At 39.2% G+C, this 18,931-nt stretch carries 17 protein-coding genes; 7 read left to right on the forward strand and 10 right to left on the reverse strand.

The window, feature by feature from the left end; all coding sequences use genetic code 11:
* Positions 1–10 precede the first annotated feature (10 nt).
* Together IGJ99_RS07115 and IGJ99_RS07120 are read right to left on the reverse strand one after the other, a co-directional pair.
* Positions 11–685 (reverse strand): DUF4956 domain-containing protein, encoded by a 675-nt coding sequence (locus IGJ99_RS07115; protein ID WP_438748035.1) that lies wholly within the window; start codon positions 683–685, stop codon positions 11–13.
* Positions 675–1,400 carry a polyphosphate polymerase domain-containing protein gene (locus IGJ99_RS07120; RefSeq protein ID WP_023519668.1) on the reverse strand — a complete coding sequence of 242 codons (726 nt, stop codon included), beginning with the start codon at positions 1,398–1,400 and terminating at the stop codon, positions 675–677. Before IGJ99_RS07120 ends, IGJ99_RS07115 begins: the two co-directional genes overlap by 11 nt.
* 141 nt (positions 1,401–1,541) lie before the next feature.
* Between IGJ99_RS07120 and IGJ99_RS07125 the strand changes: the two genes are divergently transcribed.
* The 7 genes from IGJ99_RS07125 to IGJ99_RS07155 all read left to right on the forward strand — a co-directional run bounded on the left by IGJ99_RS07125 (position 1,542) and on the right by IGJ99_RS07155 (position 8,961).
* Complete coding sequence (locus IGJ99_RS07125) at positions 1,542–2,216, forward strand: response regulator transcription factor (RefSeq protein WP_010735458.1); 675 nt, start codon at positions 1,542–1,544, stop codon at positions 2,214–2,216.
* Between the two features lie 4 nt (positions 2,217–2,220).
* Entirely contained in the window at positions 2,221–3,531 is a 1,311-nt protein-coding gene (locus tag IGJ99_RS07130; protein ID WP_244063025.1) for a sensor histidine kinase, read from the forward strand.
* A gap of 246 nt (positions 3,532–3,777) precedes the next feature.
* Positions 3,778–4,776: a tyrosine-type recombinase/integrase gene (locus IGJ99_RS07135; RefSeq protein ID WP_023519670.1), complete on the forward strand. Its 999-nt coding sequence runs from the start codon at positions 3,778–3,780 to the stop codon at positions 4,774–4,776.
* A 621-nt stretch (positions 4,777–5,397) separates the two neighbouring features.
* The gene (locus IGJ99_RS07140) at positions 5,398–6,927 is read left to right on the forward strand and encodes an AMP-binding protein (RefSeq protein ID WP_153829829.1); all 1,530 of its coding nucleotides are present in this window, start codon (positions 5,398–5,400) and stop codon (positions 6,925–6,927) included.
* Between the two features lie 175 nt (positions 6,928–7,102).
* Positions 7,103–7,909, forward strand: coding sequence for a bifunctional hydroxymethylpyrimidine kinase/phosphomethylpyrimidine kinase (locus IGJ99_RS07145; RefSeq protein WP_023519672.1), 807 nt, complete (start codon positions 7,103–7,105; stop codon positions 7,907–7,909).
* The gene (locus IGJ99_RS07150) at positions 7,899–8,396 is read left to right on the forward strand and encodes an ECF transporter S component (RefSeq protein WP_010735452.1); all 498 of its coding nucleotides are present in this window, start codon (positions 7,899–7,901) and stop codon (positions 8,394–8,396) included. The genes IGJ99_RS07145 and IGJ99_RS07150 overlap by 11 nt, the downstream gene beginning before the upstream one ends.
* A gap of 16 nt (positions 8,397–8,412) precedes the next feature.
* Complete coding sequence (locus tag IGJ99_RS07155) at positions 8,413–8,961, forward strand: TIGR01440 family protein (protein ID WP_077151324.1); 549 nt, start codon at positions 8,413–8,415, stop codon at positions 8,959–8,961.
* Positions 8,962–9,025: 64 nt separating this feature from the next.
* Here the strand turns inward: IGJ99_RS07155 and IGJ99_RS07160 are convergent, their stop codons facing one another.
* The 8 genes from IGJ99_RS07160 to IGJ99_RS07195 form a co-directional block, all read right to left on the reverse strand.
* Positions 9,026–10,666, reverse strand: a complete 1,641-nt coding sequence (locus IGJ99_RS07160; protein WP_010735450.1) for a glycoside hydrolase family 13 protein — start codon at positions 10,664–10,666, stop codon at positions 9,026–9,028.
* A gap of 176 nt (positions 10,667–10,842) precedes the next feature.
* The gene (locus tag IGJ99_RS07165; protein ID WP_438770716.1) at positions 10,843–13,080 is read right to left on the reverse strand and encodes an AAA family ATPase; all 2,238 of its coding nucleotides are present in this window, start codon (positions 13,078–13,080) and stop codon (positions 10,843–10,845) included.
* A gap of 22 nt (positions 13,081–13,102) precedes the next feature.
* A complete protein-coding gene (locus tag IGJ99_RS07170; protein WP_010735448.1) occupies positions 13,103–13,582 on the reverse strand; it encodes a DUF6530 family protein in 480 nt (159 codons plus the stop codon).
* A 155-nt stretch (positions 13,583–13,737) separates the two neighbouring features.
* Positions 13,738–14,586, reverse strand: a complete 849-nt coding sequence (locus IGJ99_RS07175; protein WP_010735447.1) for a DegV family protein — start codon at positions 14,584–14,586, stop codon at positions 13,738–13,740.
* 263 nt (positions 14,587–14,849) lie between these two features.
* Positions 14,850–16,442 carry a polysaccharide biosynthesis protein gene (locus tag IGJ99_RS07180; protein WP_010735446.1) on the reverse strand — a complete coding sequence of 531 codons (1,593 nt, stop codon included), beginning with the start codon at positions 16,440–16,442 and terminating at the stop codon, positions 14,850–14,852.
* 128 nt (positions 16,443–16,570) lie between these two features.
* Entirely contained in the window at positions 16,571–16,888 is a 318-nt protein-coding gene (locus IGJ99_RS07185) for an AzlD domain-containing protein (RefSeq protein WP_194179954.1), read from the reverse strand.
* The gene (locus IGJ99_RS07190; RefSeq protein ID WP_010735444.1) at positions 16,881–17,660 is read right to left on the reverse strand and encodes an AzlC family ABC transporter permease; all 780 of its coding nucleotides are present in this window, start codon (positions 17,658–17,660) and stop codon (positions 16,881–16,883) included. The genes IGJ99_RS07185 and IGJ99_RS07190 overlap by 8 nt, the downstream gene beginning before the upstream one ends.
* Before the next feature lie 266 nt (positions 17,661–17,926).
* On the reverse strand, positions 17,927–18,901 hold the full coding sequence (locus tag IGJ99_RS07195) for a cation diffusion facilitator family transporter (protein ID WP_349519474.1): 975 nt from the start codon (positions 18,899–18,901) through the stop codon (positions 17,927–17,929).
* Positions 18,902–18,931 lie beyond the last annotated feature (30 nt).

Raw genomic sequence — 18,931 nt, forward strand, 5'->3', positions numbered from 1 at the left:
AGTTTCTCCTTTATAATTCATCACGATTCGTGGTTACTTTACCGAGTACGACTGGTAAATTACCATTGCGAACACGTATTTGATCAATGATTTCTTTTTCCTGCTGTTGATTTTTCAAGAGAAGAATATAGCGTAACTCGTACAAGCTCCCCATTGTCGTTGTTCGCACAGAACTGAGATGATGCGTATACGTATACTTCTCAAAAATATCGGTAAACAGTTCAGGGTAGTCCAAATCTTCTGGAATCGTTACCTTCAATTCTCGCTCGGCTACATTATTCTGATTGGCAAAAGGTGAAAGATAAAGCAGTAGTAAAAAGAGTGCGACGATAGCTGAGAATATCACCACGTATGTAACGTAGCCCATCCCTGTGGCAATCCCGATACCCATCGACCAAAAAATACTAGTGATTTCTCTTGAACCACCGGCAACCGAACGAAAGCGAATCAGACTGAAGGCACCGACGACCGCCAAGCCTGTTCCAAGATTGCCATTGACCAACATGATGACTGATTGAACTAGTATCGGCAAAACAGCGACGGTAACAACAAAACTTTTCGTATAGATGTTACGTTGCATATGGATAATTGCAACTAATAACCCTAAAACTAATGAAGTGGCGATACAAATCAATAATTCTTTAGGTTGAATGGTTGTCCCTGATTCGATTAAACTAGATAGCATGGTTCTTTCTCTCCTTTGTCTGAATGAATAAATGTCGCTGATACGTTTCTGCGTATTTTGAAAAGCTCCCTTTTCTTAGCTGATAATCGTTCAACAGCTCCACAAACCACAAGGGATACGCCCCTAGCGCTTTCACTTCCATCAGTATGCCAATCTCAGGAGCAACCAAAGTTTCTTTCCCTGTGATTGATAGATCCAAATTGGTACTGCGAAAACGGATGTTCTGATCAAACGTCACACGAAAATCTGGATCTGACGTGCCAAATAGTGAAATTCGTTCATAAATGATCATTGTTTTAGGCGACAAATCTGGATTTCTTTTGAACAACCAATTCACTTCCTGTGGGATTTGTTCGGCTTCATTCTTGAGAAAATATTTTTGATCAAGCCATTGCAGATACTCAGCATAAGTGAGTGGCATTCTTCTTTTATAGACAATTCCGTTGACCTTCTTTTTTATTTCTAGAAAGACCATTGATGTCTCCTGCGATATGCCATAGCTTCTTACTCTGAATTTTTCTTTGTATTTTGGTTTCGTCATAGAATTGGTAATGAAACGATCGTCTGGTGTATCAAAGTACAAGGATAAAATAGTATGCAGCCCATATTCGTCGATCTGCATCTGTTTTTTCAAGTCTTTTAAAAAAGAATGGAACTGTGCCGTTGGGATCAGATATTTTGTTTCTTTGCGTTGGAATACATTTTTTAATTTCATTTTTTTCCTCCTGTCGTATCAAGTGATGTCATCTATCATACAAAGGTTAGCTTAAACGGAACTTAATCCGAAATTTAAGTTTTGTTTATGCTAATCATGGTAAAATTAACTTATATGGTGAAAGCAATAGAGGTGGAATGTATGATTAAATTATTAGTGGTCGAAGATGATCACGTATTGTCGGATAATATCAAAGAGATCATTTCTGAAATCGGTGAAGTGACCCAAGTCTATGATGGCAGCGAAGGCTTATATGAATTGGAATCTGGTGTTTATGATCTAGCAGTTCTTGATTTGATGATCCCTGAAATGAATGGATATGAAGTATTAGCGCATCTTCGGAAAAAGAACATCTTGACGCCGGTACTGATCTTGACCGCAAAAGATGGTTTAGAAGACAAAATTGAAGGATTTGAACGTGGTGCGGATGACTATTTGACCAAACCATTTTATCGTGAAGAATTACTGATGCGGATCAAAGCATTATTGAAACGTTCACTCGGACTCTTCAGTGAACATACGTTGGAGTATCAAGGAATCATCTGTGATTTGCAACAAAATACCGTCGAATACAAGAAACAACTACTTCCGATTCAAGGAAAAGAATTTGAGTTGCTTGTTTATTTCTTGCAAAATAAAGGGATCATCTTGACGAAAGAGCAGATTTTCGACCGTATCTGGGGCTTTGATTCTGACACGACGATCACTGTCGTTGAAGTTTATATGAGCAATCTTAGAAAACATCTTCGAGAGACCGGCTTGGATAAAGAAATCAAAACGTTGCGTAATGTCGGCTACATCTTACAGGGAGAGTGAGGCGATGACAGACAGTATTTTCAATAAGCAACGTACAAAACTTTTTGCAGCCAATGTGACCGCCTTTGCCTTGATTTTTCTTTTGCTTGGAGGAATCATTCTACATTTATTGAATCAGTCAGCCTATCGTGAGACCAACCTGATGTTGAAGAATGTCTCAATGAACTCGCGTATGGTGCAATTAGAAATCGAACGTTATCAACAGGGAAACCCTTTTTTCAACGCCCAGATCCCCCCACGTCAAACAGAGTCACTACCTGAAGGCGATCGTTTCAATACTCAAGTGATCTTGTGGTCTGCATCAGGTGAAGTCTTGAATAAAGAAACCATTGGTGGTCGTTTTAATCAAATCGAAGGGATCAAGCTGGATACGAGTCAGTTAGATACGATCCAAGACATTGAGCTTGCACAAGCTGACCAAGGAACGCCCCTTTATTTTCGATCGATTACTAAAAAAGCAACAAATCAAGGAGAAGTTGCCTACGTCCAAGTATTAGAAAATACCAATCAAATCAACTCTTCTCTGCGAACATTCCAAACGATTTTGATCCTTTGTATGATTTTCTTTTGGCTAGGTTCCATTGGCGTCAGCTATTATTTGTCTAAGCTCAACATGCGTCCGATCTTAGCATCATGGCGCCGACAAAGAGAATTTGTGGAAAATGCTTCCCATGAATTGCGAACACCTTTAACAATCATCCAAAACAGTTTGGAACACCTCTTTACTAAACCAAATCATACGATCATCGAAGAATCTGAAAGTATTGCGCAAGCATTGTCTGAAACAAGACGCCTGACTGGCTTGACCTCTGATTTATTGACCTTAGCACGAAGCGATTCGAGTCAAGATACGCTCGCAAAGCAAGAACTACAAACAAAAGGATTTATCGCTGAATTGATCAAACCTTTCCAAGAGATGGCAACGATTGATCAAAAAGAATTTATAGTCGATAACCAAGCAGACATGAGTGTTTTAGTTGATCCGAAAAAAATCCATCAAGTATTAGTCATTTTGCTAGATAACGCACTCAAGTACACGAGTGAACACGACGAGATCATTGTCACATCAGCTAGCACCAATAAAGACTGGGTGATCCATGTCAAAAATACAGGTTCTGCGATCAGTGATGAAGACAAAAACCGGATTTTTGATCGCTTTTACCGTGAAGACCAAGCTAGATCAAAGGAAACGGGTGGCTATGGACTTGGCTTAGCAATCGCAAAACAATTGATCGAGCAACACAAGGGACAATTGACTGTGTCAGATCACTTGCCTGTAGGTGTGGATTTCAAGATCCAGTTACCCATCAAATAATCATTTAGTGACACGCGAAAAGACACTTTGAACCATAGCTGATGCTACGTCAGAGTGTCTTTTTTATTGATTTAGTTTTAGTATTCAGTGAATGATTGTAGTAAAATAAGACGAGGATCACAAGTAACAGTTGCCCTTCATCGCTCCCCTATCAGGCTAATACATTTTGGGAGGCAGAAGCAATCTTTCCAGAAATACACTAGTTCCTGTTCCCATGACTTTAGATACGAAATGGAGGTTTTTTGCATGGATGTCAAAACAAGAAAACAGATACAAGAAAAGTTGAAACAACGAATGCTCCAGTTACCACCGATCTTCAATGAATTTTTGCAGGCGAACTCAAAAAAATTATCATTAGCCAGTCGCTATGAATATGCAAAAGATTTCCATTTATTTACAGATTACTTACGAAAAACGCATAAACAAGAAATAAATGATCAGTTGATCATCCAATTGGAAAAACAAGTCTATCTTAATTTTTTAAGTGAAGTTTACCTTCACACGCGAGCTTTTCATACAGCTGCTGCACAAGAAACACAACAGCAATTCAAAAATGGTTACTACGGGATCTCTCGTAAGCAATATGCTTTGAATCATTTTCTACGCTTTTTGTATGAAAAAGGCCTTGTTGAAAAAGAGATTTCCTTATTAGGGGATAGTTTACCAGAAACTACCTCTGCCGCTCCCCGTTACATCGACGCTTCTTTATTAAGTAATTTTGACTCGCTTTTCGTTCCTGAAAAAGGTTTTAATTCTCCACGGGAAGCACTTTTTGAACAAAAAAATCGTGCAAGAAATCTGGCAATCGTGGCTGTTCTCCTCTATTGTGGCTTGAAAATCCATGAAGTCGTTGAATTAAAATGGAAAAATATAGATATGAAGAAACAGATTCTGGTTGTAGATCGGAAAGCGAATCGTTTGGAGCGAGTACCTATTCCAAATGAAGCCCTTCCGATACTTGCGAATTATGCCAACCAACATAAAAATGGTGCATCTGGAGAATCCTATGTTTTCCGCTCTTCACACGATGAACAAATCTCGCCTCGCACGATTCGCCAAATCCTTGATCGGATCACGGTGTACAAAAACGTTTCACCGGAATTGTGTCGGAAAACTTTCCGTTACTATACTGAATTATACTTAGGCGACAAAGATGCAGTGAATTATCTCTGTGGCAATCGCTATGTACGTCCACACTCATTTGAAGAAATCTACGAGAAAATGCGTGACTTCTCCTATCGTTGAATCGTTCAATGATCTATGAAATCATCGCATAGAAAGTTCGCTACATCGCTCTGTTTCTTCACTTTCTATGCGATCTATTTCTTATTGAAGAATTTATTAACTGACAAGTATCCTCACTTAAAGTTTTTAAAAACGATCAAGTTGCTTTTGTCTTCTTTCTTGAAATAAGGTTATCGTAACTGTTCATTTTACATTGACTGATTCTTGCTTAGCATTTTGATCAGAATTTTTATTGCGCTTATTCTCAAATGTACCGACTGCTTTACGATGTTCTTCGATTTACATTTTTTCATTCCTTTTCAATACAGCTGATTAATTCAAATAGTATATCTATTATTTTCGTTTATCTTATTAAAAAAATAACTGATTATAAGTACATTTTTTTGAAAAAAACAAAAAAATGATTGATAAATCCTTTATAAAAAGCGAGTGGTCAAGCATTTTCTCAAAAAAAACCTTACGTCACCTCATATGGATATTGTGCATTTTTCATCCAATCTGCCCTCTCAATCCAAAAGATAACTTTACATCTAGGTTTTTCTGTTATTTAGATTGTGGATATGCTATCATATTTTAAGACTTTGTACATTTATTAACAAATTTATTTATGGAGCGTGAAAGATGGAAACAATCGACTATACCCCACTTAATCTTTATACGAATTTTCAAGAAGCTGCTGAACGCACACCTGATGTCCCAATGATTTTTGATCAGATATTAGTGGCTTTTCCGGAGCTTGGTTTTAAAAGCACTTACAGCGAATGTCATGAATTAGTAGTAACACGTGCCTACCAACTGGCTAGTTTAGGTGTGACACTTGGTGACAAGATCATGATCTACAAAAGCTCTGCTTTTGATACCTACTTGATGGCCGTTGCTGCCTCTTATCTAGGTGCAATTCCTGTCATGCCTTCCTACCATTTACCAACAAGTACTTTAGAAGTATTTGTTGATCGTTTGGAAGATCCTTTTATCTTATTTGACGAAGTTACAAGTGAACGCGTTGCAGGTATCACTAACGGCACGAAGAGCAAACAATTGGCTGTCGCTGATTTGCTCAAACAACCCGCAACTCCTGTGGCACAAAAGAAATTAGATAATGATGAAATCTCTTATATGACTCACACTTCAGGCACGACCGGCATTCCTAAATTGATTTGCCACTCTGCACATTCAATGGGCTGGCGGACAAAGTGGCAAAAAATGGTATTTACTAAGATCACCGAGAAGAAATTAGTCGCTTTTCATATTTCGCCGGTTCATTCACGATTCAACATCGGCATCTCTTCTCTTATGGCAATGGGCTTTCCGATGATGCCAATCGCAGATCCTCAAGGTGAACATGTGGTAAAACTGTTATTAGAGAATCCGCCAATTGCTTTAGAGACACATCCAAATAACTTTGTTCAGTGGAGTTTCACTGCTAGAGAGCATCCAGAAGCTTTTTCAGGTATTCGCTACTACCACTCTACATTTGATGCCATCAACAATCAGACAATGGAAGTATTCCTTCAAACGTCAGCAACAAAAGAAGCAATCTTTTTGCAAGTCTACGGACAAAGTGAATGTGGACCGATGATTTTGAAAGCTCATACTTTGGAGAGCTTAAAAACAAGTGACGCACGTGATATGGGTGTCGGGTTAGGTGACTTGACCAAAGCAAGGATCACTGATGAAGAAGGCAATGAACTACCGGCGAACACAGATGGTCACATCCACTTGTTATCAAAAGGCCGTGCATTGACTTATTATAAAGAAGATGCTCGATTTCAAGAAAATGTGTATGGTGTTTGGTGGGATAGCGGCGATTATGGTTGTATCGATGAAAATGGCCATCTACATCTGAAAGATCGTCAAGTTGACTTGATCGATACGATCAATAGTACATTAGCGATCGAAGATTATTTGTTGGATTCATTGGAATTTTTAGCTGAAGTCGTCATCGTTCGTGATAAAGATAATTCACCACAACCAATCATTGCTTTAGCGCCGAATCAAGAGATGGATTGGGATCGTTGGTGGAACCAAGTCCATGAATTGCCACGTTTGAACACACCGATCATTCGTGCTTACGAAGATATTCCAAGAACAGCAACCATGAAAGTCCAACGGTTACAAATTGAAAAGGAATTTAAAGAAGCAAATCAATAATTATCTCCTCCAATAGTCCAGACAAGTACTTTTCCTGTAGTTAGGAAAGTGCTTGTTTTTTTGTATATAGATTTCTTTTCTTTTTTCTATATAAAGTGGCTGACTTGATAATCTGCCAATTGGCTGTTTTTCTTTTTATTCGAACAAGGTATACTCTTTTTGTGGAGGGATAAAAGTGAAAAAAATAGTAACGATTGGAGGATCTGATCCGTTTGCTGGTGGCGGCATACAGTCCGATTTAAAGACATTTGAAAACCATCATATTTTTGGGATGAGTGCATTGACCTGTATCGGAATGCTTGACTCAGATGGTTCGTTTATATTAGAGACGATCCCGCCTGAATGGTTAGCCAAGCAGCTAGATTCGATTCGACGTATGACAGATTTAGATGGCATAAAAATTGGCTTATTACATTCATTGGAAGCCATTGACGTTGTGAAGGATTTCCTTACATATTTTGAGGATGTTCCCATTGTGATCGATCCTGTGTTTGCCTTTAAGGAAACAGCAAATACCTTGAATCAAGCTTATATGCAAAAAATGATACAGGAGTTATTTCCTTTTGCGGATGTATTGACCCCGAATTTGAAAGAAGCCTCCCTGCTTTATGGCCAACCCGTTCAAACTTTTCTCCAAATGACCGATTGTGCAAAATATATCCATTCACTAGGTGCTAGGAACGTAGTGATCAAAGGTGGTACTGGGATTATCGGTAACAAAGCATTGGATGTTTTATTCAACGGAAATGAAACAATCTCATTTAGACGGGAAAAGTTAGACGAACAGACTGTCAACGGTGCAGGATGTACATTTGCTTCCGCGATTGCCGCAAATCTGGTCTTAGATTATCCTTTGGCGGATGCTGTTGCCCGGAGTAAGGATTTTGTTTATGACTGTATCTTGAATGGTGTCATGATGAATGATCAAACAGGAAGTGTTTGGTCAAAAGGAAAAGGAGTGGAAATAACGAATGAATACTAAAAAAATTGCGATTTATGCCATGCTGACGGCTTTAACTGTGGGGGTTTCTTTGGTCATCTTGATTCCAATACCTGGAACCAACGGATTTGTCACCTTATGTGAAGTTGGCATTTATACGGCAGCTGCTCTGTTCGGGCCGATGGGTGGATTGATTGTTGGTGCAGGAAGTGGTTTGTTTATTGATTTATTATCCGGCTATCCCCAATGGGCGATTTTCTCTTTATTGATCCATGGCTTACAAGGACTGGTTGCTGGCTATTTTGCGGGTAAAGGTTCTGTGCGTTGGGGCTTTGGTTTATCACTTGGAACGATCATCATGGTTGCTGGCTACTTCTTTGCCAGTTGGTTGCTTTATGACTGGCCAGTCGGTGTCGCATCGCTACCAAGTAATTTGGTCCAAAACATTGTCGGTATCGTGGTGGCGATCCCACTTACAAAGGCATTGATGCGTTTACCTCTGCAACAATCAACGGTAAAAAATAAGTAAAAAGGATGAATTGAAAATGGAAGTATCAAAAGACAGTTTCAAACAGCAATTATCTGAAATGGTTTCGGACGTTCTCAATGAAGCCAATCTTAAAGCAGGCGATCTATTCGTTGTAGGATGCAGTACCAGTGAAATTGTTGGTGGACATATTGGTAAAAACTCAAATGCAGAAATTGGACAATGGGTCATCGAAACATTGAAAGAACAATTAGACCCTCTGGACATTTCGTTAGCAGTCCAAGGCTGCGAACACCTTAATCGAGCATTAGTCGTCGAACGTCCAGTAGCGGAAAAGAAACAATTTGAGATCGTCTCTGTCATTCCGGCACTCCATGCAGGAGGTGCCTGCTCAGTTGCAGCATTTGAACAATTCAGCGATCCTGTCGAAGTGGAACATGTCGTTGCTCAAGCAGGAATCGACATCGGTGATACTGCGATCGGGATGCACATCAAACATGTTCAAGTGCCTGTACGTCCTCGTTCTAACACATTGGGTCATGCACATGTCACTGCTTTACGGTCTCGTCCTAAATACATTGGCGGACCTCGCGCGCAATACGAATAAGAAAAAACTACGAACGAATAAGAGAATTGTTCCCTTTCTTACGTTCGTAGTTTTTTCATGTGAGCTAAATTTTTCGATAAAGGCGCGCTTCATAAGGGGCGAATGTACCACTTGATTGAAATTCTTGACCGGGTTGATTTTCCAATAATACTTCCCAATTTGTTTCGATTTCCGTTGGTAAGGTATAAGTCGCTGCTTCATCAGTCAAGTTGACGATGATCAGATAACGTTCTTCATCTAGGACTCGTTCGTATACAAAGAGCTGTTCATTTTCAGGAAGATATTCATTGAAACTACCATAAATCAACCCTTTGTTTTCTCGACGTAGGGTAATCATTTTTTTGTAAAAAGATAAAATCGATTCTGGGTCATTGGTTTGATCAGCGACGTTGATCATTTGATAATTCGGATTGACCAGTAACCAAGGGGCAACCTTAGAAAAACCAGCATACGAATGATCATCCCATTGCATCGGTGTACGACTATTATCTCTTGTGGTATTGGCTACGATATCCAATGCTTCTTCTTCAGAACGTCCTTCATCAAGCAATTGTTGATAGAGTCTTTTCGAATCCACTGCATCGATCTCATCAATAGAGGAAAATGGTAGATTCGTCATACCGATTTCTTGTCCTTGATAAATAAATGGCGTACCTTGTAAAAAGAAATACATCATGGCGATTGCTTTTGCAGAAACTTGCCAATACGCAGGAGACGTATCTCCAAAGACAGACACACATCTTGGCACGTCATGGTTTTCCATATAAAGAGCATTCCAACCTTTACCATCCAGTGCTCGTTGCCAAGCGCTCAATGATTGTTTCAAACTCAATACATCTAGATCACCGTCTTTTTCATGTTTCCAGATCGAAATATGGTCAAACTCAAAAATCATATCAAAATAGCCATTTTCGCCTACCCACTCAGGTCCTTCGTTTGCAGATACCCCACTTGCTTCTCCTACCGTCATAATATCGTATTCATCAAAGACATTTTTTAATTCTGTCAAATGATCTTCAATACCGGAGACATTTTGAAAAGGAGAAAATGGGTTCTCAGTTGCCTTGACAGAGTATTCATCTTTTTTTACATGAGAAATGGCATCTAAGCGGAAACCATCGATCCCTTTATCTAACCACCAGCGGATCATCGTGAAGAGTTCAGCTTTTAACTTGTCACTTTCCCAGTTCAAGTCAGGTTGTTCTTTTGCAAAAATGTGTAAGTAGTATTGACCAGTTTGTTCATCGTATTGCCAAGCTGAACCGCCAAAGATCGACTGCCATTCATTTGGGGCTTGATCAGGTGTGCCATCGACCCAAATGTAGTAATCACGGTAAGGGTTATCGACTGACTGGCGAGATTCAATAAACCATTCATGCTGATCAGAACTATGATTGATGACGAGATCCATGATGATCTTTATCCCCATCTGATGGGCTTCAGCTAATAAGGCATCAAACTCATCCATTGTACCAAACTTCTCAAGGATTGCTTGATAATCGCTGATATCATAGCCGTTATCGACAAATGGTGACTGATAAATAGGGTTGATCCAAATAAAGTCGATCCCTAACTCTTTCAAATAGCTAAGTTTTTCGCGAATGCCGTTGATATCACCGATACCGTCGTTGTCGCTATCTTTAAAGCTCGCTGGGTAGATTTGATACCCAACTGCTTCTTTCCACCACTTTTCTGACTGCTTCATGCTTATCCCCCTTTTTTCTTTATTATAGCTCAATTTCAAGCGGTTACATATTTGTTACCGTTAACTTTTTTCATGCTTACATCAGTTGGAGTAGTGCTTATCATAAATGAAAGAACTCAAAAAAGCGAACATCAAAGACCATGAGTGACGCATCATCTTTGATATTCGCTTAATATTTATAAATAACGAGAAATCAATTGGATCAATTGTTTAGGAAATGTCGATAAATCGGTAATATCGACGAAGCGACTTGCGCCATAGATTTCTTTGATTTCTTCCTTATCTTGTCCAATTGCCGCAGAAATAAAGACGATACCTTGGCGTTCATATTCGGTCAAGACTTCTTGGATATCTTTTTTTGCTTTAGCGCTTGTATAATCAGGTAACGCTTTTGGTTGGCCATCACTGATGTTGACGATCAGTTTGGTTGTCGCAGGTTGTTCTGTCAGCTTTCCAGCGATCAGACGCAACACTGCACCATCACGATTATTTTGTCTTGGCTTCATAGTCACTAATTTCTGTTCCAACCACTCAAATGAATCTGAAAATTCTTTGTACGAAAAGACAGATGTCTTTTCTCTTGTCGAAACATCTGCTGTATCCCCGTAGATCAATAAAGGAATACGTACTTTTTTAGCAAATGCGGAAATAGCAAATGCAGCTTTTTTTGCAGCTAACATGCGGTCTTCACGAACCATCGAACCAGATTCATCGATTCGTAGAGCCACTGCCAAAGAAGGTTGTTCGTGAGGGGGATTTTTTTTATCAAATTGCCGTAAATCACCATAAGCTACTCGACTAGCATTAAAACGTTGGCCTTCGTACTTTCCTTTTTGATAAGTTTCGCTTTGTTCATTTTCCAAAAGATCAAGGATTTGCCGACTCAATGAATCCACGATCGGATCGATTTCTTGTCGGATAGTCGCTACTTCAGGATTTATGACAGCAAACTTAGGGCGATGAACGATCATTCCTTCTTTTTCATGGATCGTACCTTTCATCAGCTGCCGCGCTTCTTTATTGAGTTCACGCTTGAGTTGCTTGTCTAAGGCTTCCATATCTGAAGCTGACATCTCTTGGGATTCATCATCTGCTTGGTTTTGTTGTTGACTTCGTCCTTCGACTTCCTGGCTCCGCTCTTCCGATAAAGGTAACGTGTCTATCGGGGTTTCTTCTTTCGCCGCTGCTTCCTTTGTCTGCTCTTCTGGTAACACTTCCTCTTTTTCTGAGGGTTGTTCAGCAAGGGATGTTGTTTCTTCTGCCAACTGATCGATTTGACGTTCTATCGCTTCTTCTGCACGAATTGTCCGTCCTTTGGTTCGTGGGGATTCGTCTGATAAGTCCCCCCATTTCTTTTGTCGAAGCAATTCTCTGAGTTCATCTAAAAGCCCACTATCAGTTAGTGCAGTCGTCAAAATGTGTAATTCATCTGGATCAGTCGTCAGTTTATATAAGACTTTAGGATAGAGCGATACGAAAATGTCTTGATTTTGTTTCATTGTATTGACCCAATAAAAATAAGAACGCATACCTGCCACACCTTTGATAGCATTTGCTTTGGCAGTTTCATCTAACAAACGGATCACTTCTGCCATTTTCAACAAAAGTGTCGGCTCTTTGACTTGTGTCTTGCTGATAGCGCGTTCCACCATGACTGAAAGCTCTGGCAGGTCCATTTTCTCAGCATGTTGCATACGATCTCGAAGCGATTCATTCAACGGTCGGTTTCCTTGGTAGTTGCGATTGGTTGTAATGATGATGATACAATCAGGGTGGCGTTTGATCACACCAGTAGGTAAGTTCAACAAACCGTTCGTTTCTAAGGCAGAGTTCAAGGCAACAAGAACCGAAGCATCACGTATCACCGTTGGTTCTTGGATTTCTAAAAGATAACCCTTTTCGATTGCACGAACGATTTCTGACGGATAGTATTTGTAGTGGATCGTACTTTCTTCGTTGTTTTCGATTCGTTGCACGAGATCGGCTAATTTCTGTTTGGCTGTTTGTTGATCGACGGAGTAATATTGTTCGATCAACGTCAATACCGCAGATAATGTATCCGTTTGATAAATAGCGGTCAATAACTCTTGATCCTCTTCTTGGTCTGAATCAATGACAGGTAGTAACGCACCAAAGACATCTGATTTATCCATATCAGCAAAGCATGTTACTTTCGTATAAGGTAACTGCAGATCACAGGATAATGCTTTGGCTAATTGCGTTTTCCCAGAACCTGCATCTCCTTCCAATAGCACATTGCTGATTTTCATTTCCGGATCTAGCCAGTTTGCTTTGATTTCAGTTGCAATACGCAGCTCTTCAGCACTTGTTTGATGACTTGTCGGTTTTTTCCAGATCATTTGTTTTTCGATCGGTGTAAACGTTCGTTGATCGGTGAGTGAAAAGTTTTCCATGATTAAACACTTCCTTATAACATTAATACCCTAGATCATCTAATAGACGTTTCAAGATACGAAAACGTTCACCAAGTAATTCGCCATCTTTTTGTAAAGCATCGTAGTATAACATGATATCTTCATCGATTTTAGGGTTTTTCGTGTCCACTTCCACCGTCATCCGGTTTCCTTGCAAACCGATGATATCAACGACAGGATTTTCAGGGTCGTAAAATTTTTCATGGCGGTAAGCATCTTGGAAGTATACACTTCCTTGCGCCACTAAGATCGCTAAGTCAAGGATACGAGTGATCGGTAATTCTTCCGATTGACGTGACCACTTTTCACCTGTATGACGCCACACTTTTCCTGAGATATCGACTTTGCCTCGATCATTCCACTGAGCTAATCCTAAAGACAGTCCTTTTGCATCTGTATGCAAGGCATTTCTGCCATCAACTTTATCATAATCTTCAACGACGATCACTGGTTTATGTTTCAAATTTGTTGGTATTTCCATCCTTCTCTACTCCTTTTTAGTAATTTAGTGATTTAGTAAATTACTAGATAATTAAAGATAGTATAAAATAATTAGGGTAGAAATGCAAAAAAACAGTCCAAGCAAGTCATTGCTCAAACTGTTTCTTTTCTTTGTGTTTTTGCTTTCTGCCCTATTTATTGTGCAGAGATCGCAATACCGATCGCTTTTTCACCCAAGTGACTACCGATCACTGGACCAAAATGGCCGATCTCGATTTCTGCTTGTGGGTATTGTTTTTGAAGTTTTGCTTTTTCTTCTTCGGCAACTTCTAAATTGTTTGCATGGATCACATATAATTTTACTGGTGGCTTAATTTCTTCATTTCGTTTGCCAATGATTTGCTCTGCACGGGCAAAAGCTTTTTTACTTGAACGGATCTTCTCGAATAAGATGATCTTACCTTCTGAAAAAGTCAGTATCGGTTTGATTTTCAATAGTCCCCCGATCAGCGCAGCCCCATTAGTCAAGCGACCTCCGCGGACTAAGTTGTTCAAGTCATCAACGATCAAATAGGCGTATGTATTGTCTCTAATTCGATCGATGTGAGCTAAAATGGCTTCAAGTGAATAACCTTTATCATTCAAGTCTAAAGCAGATTCGACCATATGCCCCATTGGCATACTGGTGATTTTCGAATCATAAGGAATAATCGTCATCTCTTTGACGTCGTCTTTCATCGCGAATAATGTATTGACGAATCCAGAAATCCCACTTGATAAGTGTATGCTTAAAATCGTATCATAGCCTTTGGTTTTCAGTTCTTCATATAGTGCCAAAACTTCACCTACAGCAGGTTGGGAAGTTGTTGGAAAATCTTTACTGTTTTTCAATAGTCCGTAATATTCGTCTGCTTCGATGTCAATGCCTTCGTTATAAATTTTTCCATCCAAGATCACAGGAATAGGAATCACATATAAATCAGGATGGTTTTTGATACGTGTTGGCAGGAAAGCTGTACTGTCAGTTACGATTGCTAATTTCATTTATTTAAGTTCCTCGTTTCAAAGAATTTTACCAGTCCTTAATACTATATCATAAGTAAGAAAAGATTTGAACCTTTGTCCAGATTATAGAAAAAGCAACCCATGTTTTTTATTAAAATCTAAGGTTTTTATCACTTTCATTATTTATTAGAATGAATAAAAGCCAGGACTAGAAAATTTTTCTCAAGTCCTGACTTATTATCCGAAATTAGCTTGCACTCTTAGTTAGCTATAGAACCACTGGTGCTTGCCAAAGCATCCCCTTATCGTCTGAAATTCTTGACCATCTGCATGGCGTTTCTACCAAACTGGGCAAAGGCAAACGTCAAGCCACCGACACCGCCAATCACCACACAATAAATGACTGCATGCGTTTTTGATGTCATGGATAGGGAAAGACTCAAAACGAAGAAAAGAATGCAGCACAGAAGCAACATGGCCATTGTCGAACGAAACGTCTTCAAGAAGAAATGACTGATCTTTGCGAATGGCGAGATGCGGTATTCTTTTGATAAATAAAGATATCCACGAACAAACACAAAAGCAAAAGCCACTGTATTAGATAAACTCATTCCGTATCCGCCAAATAAAGCTAACCCAATCGCTTGGAATACGACTTTTAAAATAATGGCTTCTGTTGTCAGTTTGATCGCAACCAAATGATGATTCAATGATTGGAGCATCGTCGATAAAATCGTAAACAACGAGAAGAACAAGGAAGCTAAAAGCGCCATTTGGAAGTACCCGACACTCTCTGGATCATAGCCAAAAAACAAGGTGTATAATGGTCCTGCTAATAAGGACATCCCTGCTAACGAAGGCAAAAGGATCAATAAAGCAATCGAGAAGCTGTCCCCGACTGTTTTTTCAATCTGTAGTCGGTCTTTTTTTCCTAATGTACTCAGGATCGGCAGACTACTGATTGCGACCGTTCCGACCATTGAAATCAAGATCAGTGTCAATTTGTTCGGATTGACTGATGCACGACTAAACAAAAATTCGAGTTGCTGGTCTGCAATTTCTGGTCTGAACAAATGTAAGAATGGTTTCATCGTCACCTGATCGATCATTTGTACAATCGTGATCACCGAACCAACATAGATGAACGGTAAGGTTTCTCGAATGATCGAAACAGACGCAGAACGATTGTCTTTTTGGAAATAGCGACTTGAGATCCAGAAATCTTTTAAACGGAAATAATCGTTTTGCCGTCCAATAACAAACATATGACCAATAGCTGCTAGTCCACCGAAGAAAGAAGCAACAGTACTGATCAATACCGCTTGCACAATCGTGCCATCTGTCAACACACGCAAATAATACGTACCAGCTAAGATCACGATTACACGGACTACCTGTTCAATGATCAAGGAAGTACCGTAAGGGCGAAGATGATTTTTCCCTTGGAAGTAACCTCGCATCGCACTTAATACTGGGATCGCTACTAAGGAAGGACAAAGACTACGAATCGCCAAAATACCGTTATCGACATTCGAGATCGGACTGATTTTTGCCAAAGCGGGAGCAAACAAATACATCAATAAGGCAGATATGATCCCGATAACGAACATGATATTGATCGTACTGCGAAAAATGACCCGACAAGCTTGTTCATCCCCTTTTTTCGTCGCCACCGCCACTTTTTTTGCTATCGCATTTGGAAACCCGACTGTACCTAACATCAGGAAAAGGCCATATGGTAAATAGCCCACATTATAAAGGGTAGTTGCTAACATGCCATCTTGATTGTTCCCCATCATACTTAACCAAGGAATCAAATAAACGACACCTAAAACTTTACAAAGTAGATTGGCAAAGGTAAGCCAAAATGTCCCTTGCATCAATTTCTTATTCATATGTCAACCTCATCTATCTCTATTAGAATAAACATCTTCCCTATTATAACAAAAAAAACTTGGAGGACAACTCGTTGAGGAAAACAAAAAAATAAGCTTCCCAATTTTTTGGAGAAGCTTAAGAAATTCTATAACATTGATAATAAAAACAAAGAAGAAAGTCCTGTAATGACAGACAAAGCCATTGAGCGGGTTTTATAAGCAACACCTGCGACAAATAGCATCGCAACGATTTTAATGTTCCACGCAATATCTAAATGTTCATGCGTGATAAAAACATCTTTGAAGGCCAACGCTGCAAACAAAGCAACTGGTACATATTTCATCCATTCGCTAAACCATTTAGGCACTTTTCGATGTGTAAAATAAAGCATAGGAAAAACTCGTGGAATGTAGGCAACGACAAATAAGCTGATCACCAATAACAACAAGTACCACTCAGTCATGATGTTGCACCTCCTGTTCTGGGAAATGGAACAATGGCTCATTCAAAGGTTGGGTCTCTTTGCTGGATTTCTTTTCTTTTTCCTTCTTGAAGGCTCTTTCTAATACAAAACCTGCTGAAGAAGCAATCAATGTTGCAACGATCAAACCGAAAGTGTTTTGGAAAAGTACCATGAATATGACACTGAGTATCCCAGAAAAGATCCCTGTGAAGATGAGTAAAGCATTTTTCATTTGCATGATGAACATAAAAATAAACATAGCAGTTAAGGCAAAATGCACCAAATCCGTATCCACTCGGATCACTGATCCAAAAATATTTCCGACCATGTTGCTAATCGCCCAAGCCCCCATTGAAAACCAATTGACATATAAAGCTTTTCGCTTGTCCCAAGTGGGATCAGTAGAATACTTCAAATAGTTGACGGCATAATTTTCGTCATTCAATGATTGAGAGAACACAGCTAAAAAGAATCGCTTTTCTTTCTTCATAAAGCCTGAAAGACTCGACCCTAGCAAAATATACCGTAGTTCTAAGAAAAAAACCATCAAAAGTGTAGTTGAAAATGGCGCTTGTGTGGCTAACATAGAGGCAACTAAGAATTGTGCGCCACCAGAAAATACTAAGATAGATAATAGACCAGCTAAGAGTGGATCAAAGCCAACTTGCTGCAGTAATACTCCGCAAGCTAACCCAACTGGGATATAACTAAGGCAAAGTGGCAACGAAGCATGTAGCGAATCCTGCCAAGGCGCCCGTTTCTGTTTATTCATTAACGATATCTCCTTCAATTTACAACAAATAAATAGCGGACTAATTGTAACATAAATAAATAAAAATGTAGCCGTTTTATCGTTAAACAACATGATATTTTTCTCATTTTCAAAGGAGAACGATTAAAAAAAATAAAAATCATCGAAAAAGATAAGATGAAATTCATTTTCCTCCTACCTTTCAGATGATTTTACACTATAAATAAACGAGTTATTTTTTTGACATCAAACTTTTTTATAAGTAAAAAATAACACTAGTTTCTAAATTATTTCTCGACGTTCTCTATCATATTTTCTTGTGTTTTCTTTATTTGCGAATAATTTGGATCATATTTATCTGTTTCAATGTAAATATAGATTTTTTTATCCTTTAATTGTTCACGGATCGTCCGTTCAATATCATTGATGATCATGTGTACTTGATATTCTTTACTCTCAAATAGATCGATTTTTGCCGCAACTAAAATCTCTGTCGGACTTAAATGCACAGTTTTGATATCAATGACGCGATTCACTTCATTTCGCTCAAAAGCAAATTTGATCTTTTTCAAATCTGTTGTAGTCACGCTCTCGCCAATAATCAAACTATAAAATTCTTTTGCCAGAAAGATAGCAGCACCCATCAATAGAAAGCCGATCAATAGTCCACTGATGGCATCAAAAGCTGCAATCCCTGTCACCATAGTCAATCCGGTGCCGACTAAGGCAAGAACAAGACCAATTACAGCACAGAGATCTTCGGTGAAGATCACGAGGATCTCACTGTGGCGACTTTCGCGTAAAAAGCGCATGATTGAAAGGTTTTCAGTGTTCAATTTGCGGATTTCTTTCATCGCGATTCGTAATGAACTCCCTTCTACAGCTAGACCAAATAATAGAATCAGGATGACGATCCAAGGATTACCAACTTCGTGGGCGGGATGGGTAAGTTTTTCAAAAGCTTCCATCACACCTAGCGCGCCCCCACCAAAAAACAACATCATGGCAACAATCGTACTGAAAAAATACTTTGCTCGTCCTTCGCCAAATTGATGTAATTCGCTTTGACCACGATTCGCACGTTTGTCACCGACTAGTAGTAATACTTGATTGCTACAGTCAACGATACTATGGATACTTTCATTCAACATAGCGGCACTGCCACTGATGGCATAACCGACAAATTTACTAAACGCAACTAAGAGGTTGGCACCTAACGCTGCCAATACAGAAAACATTCCGCTCTTCTTCAAATTCTCCATTGCTTTTTCTTCCCTTCATTCTTAACAACA

This window comes from Enterococcus sp. AZ095b, from assembly GCF_051714725.1.
Lineage (GTDB): Bacteria > Bacillota > Bacilli > Lactobacillales > Enterococcaceae > Enterococcus_B > Enterococcus_B pernyi.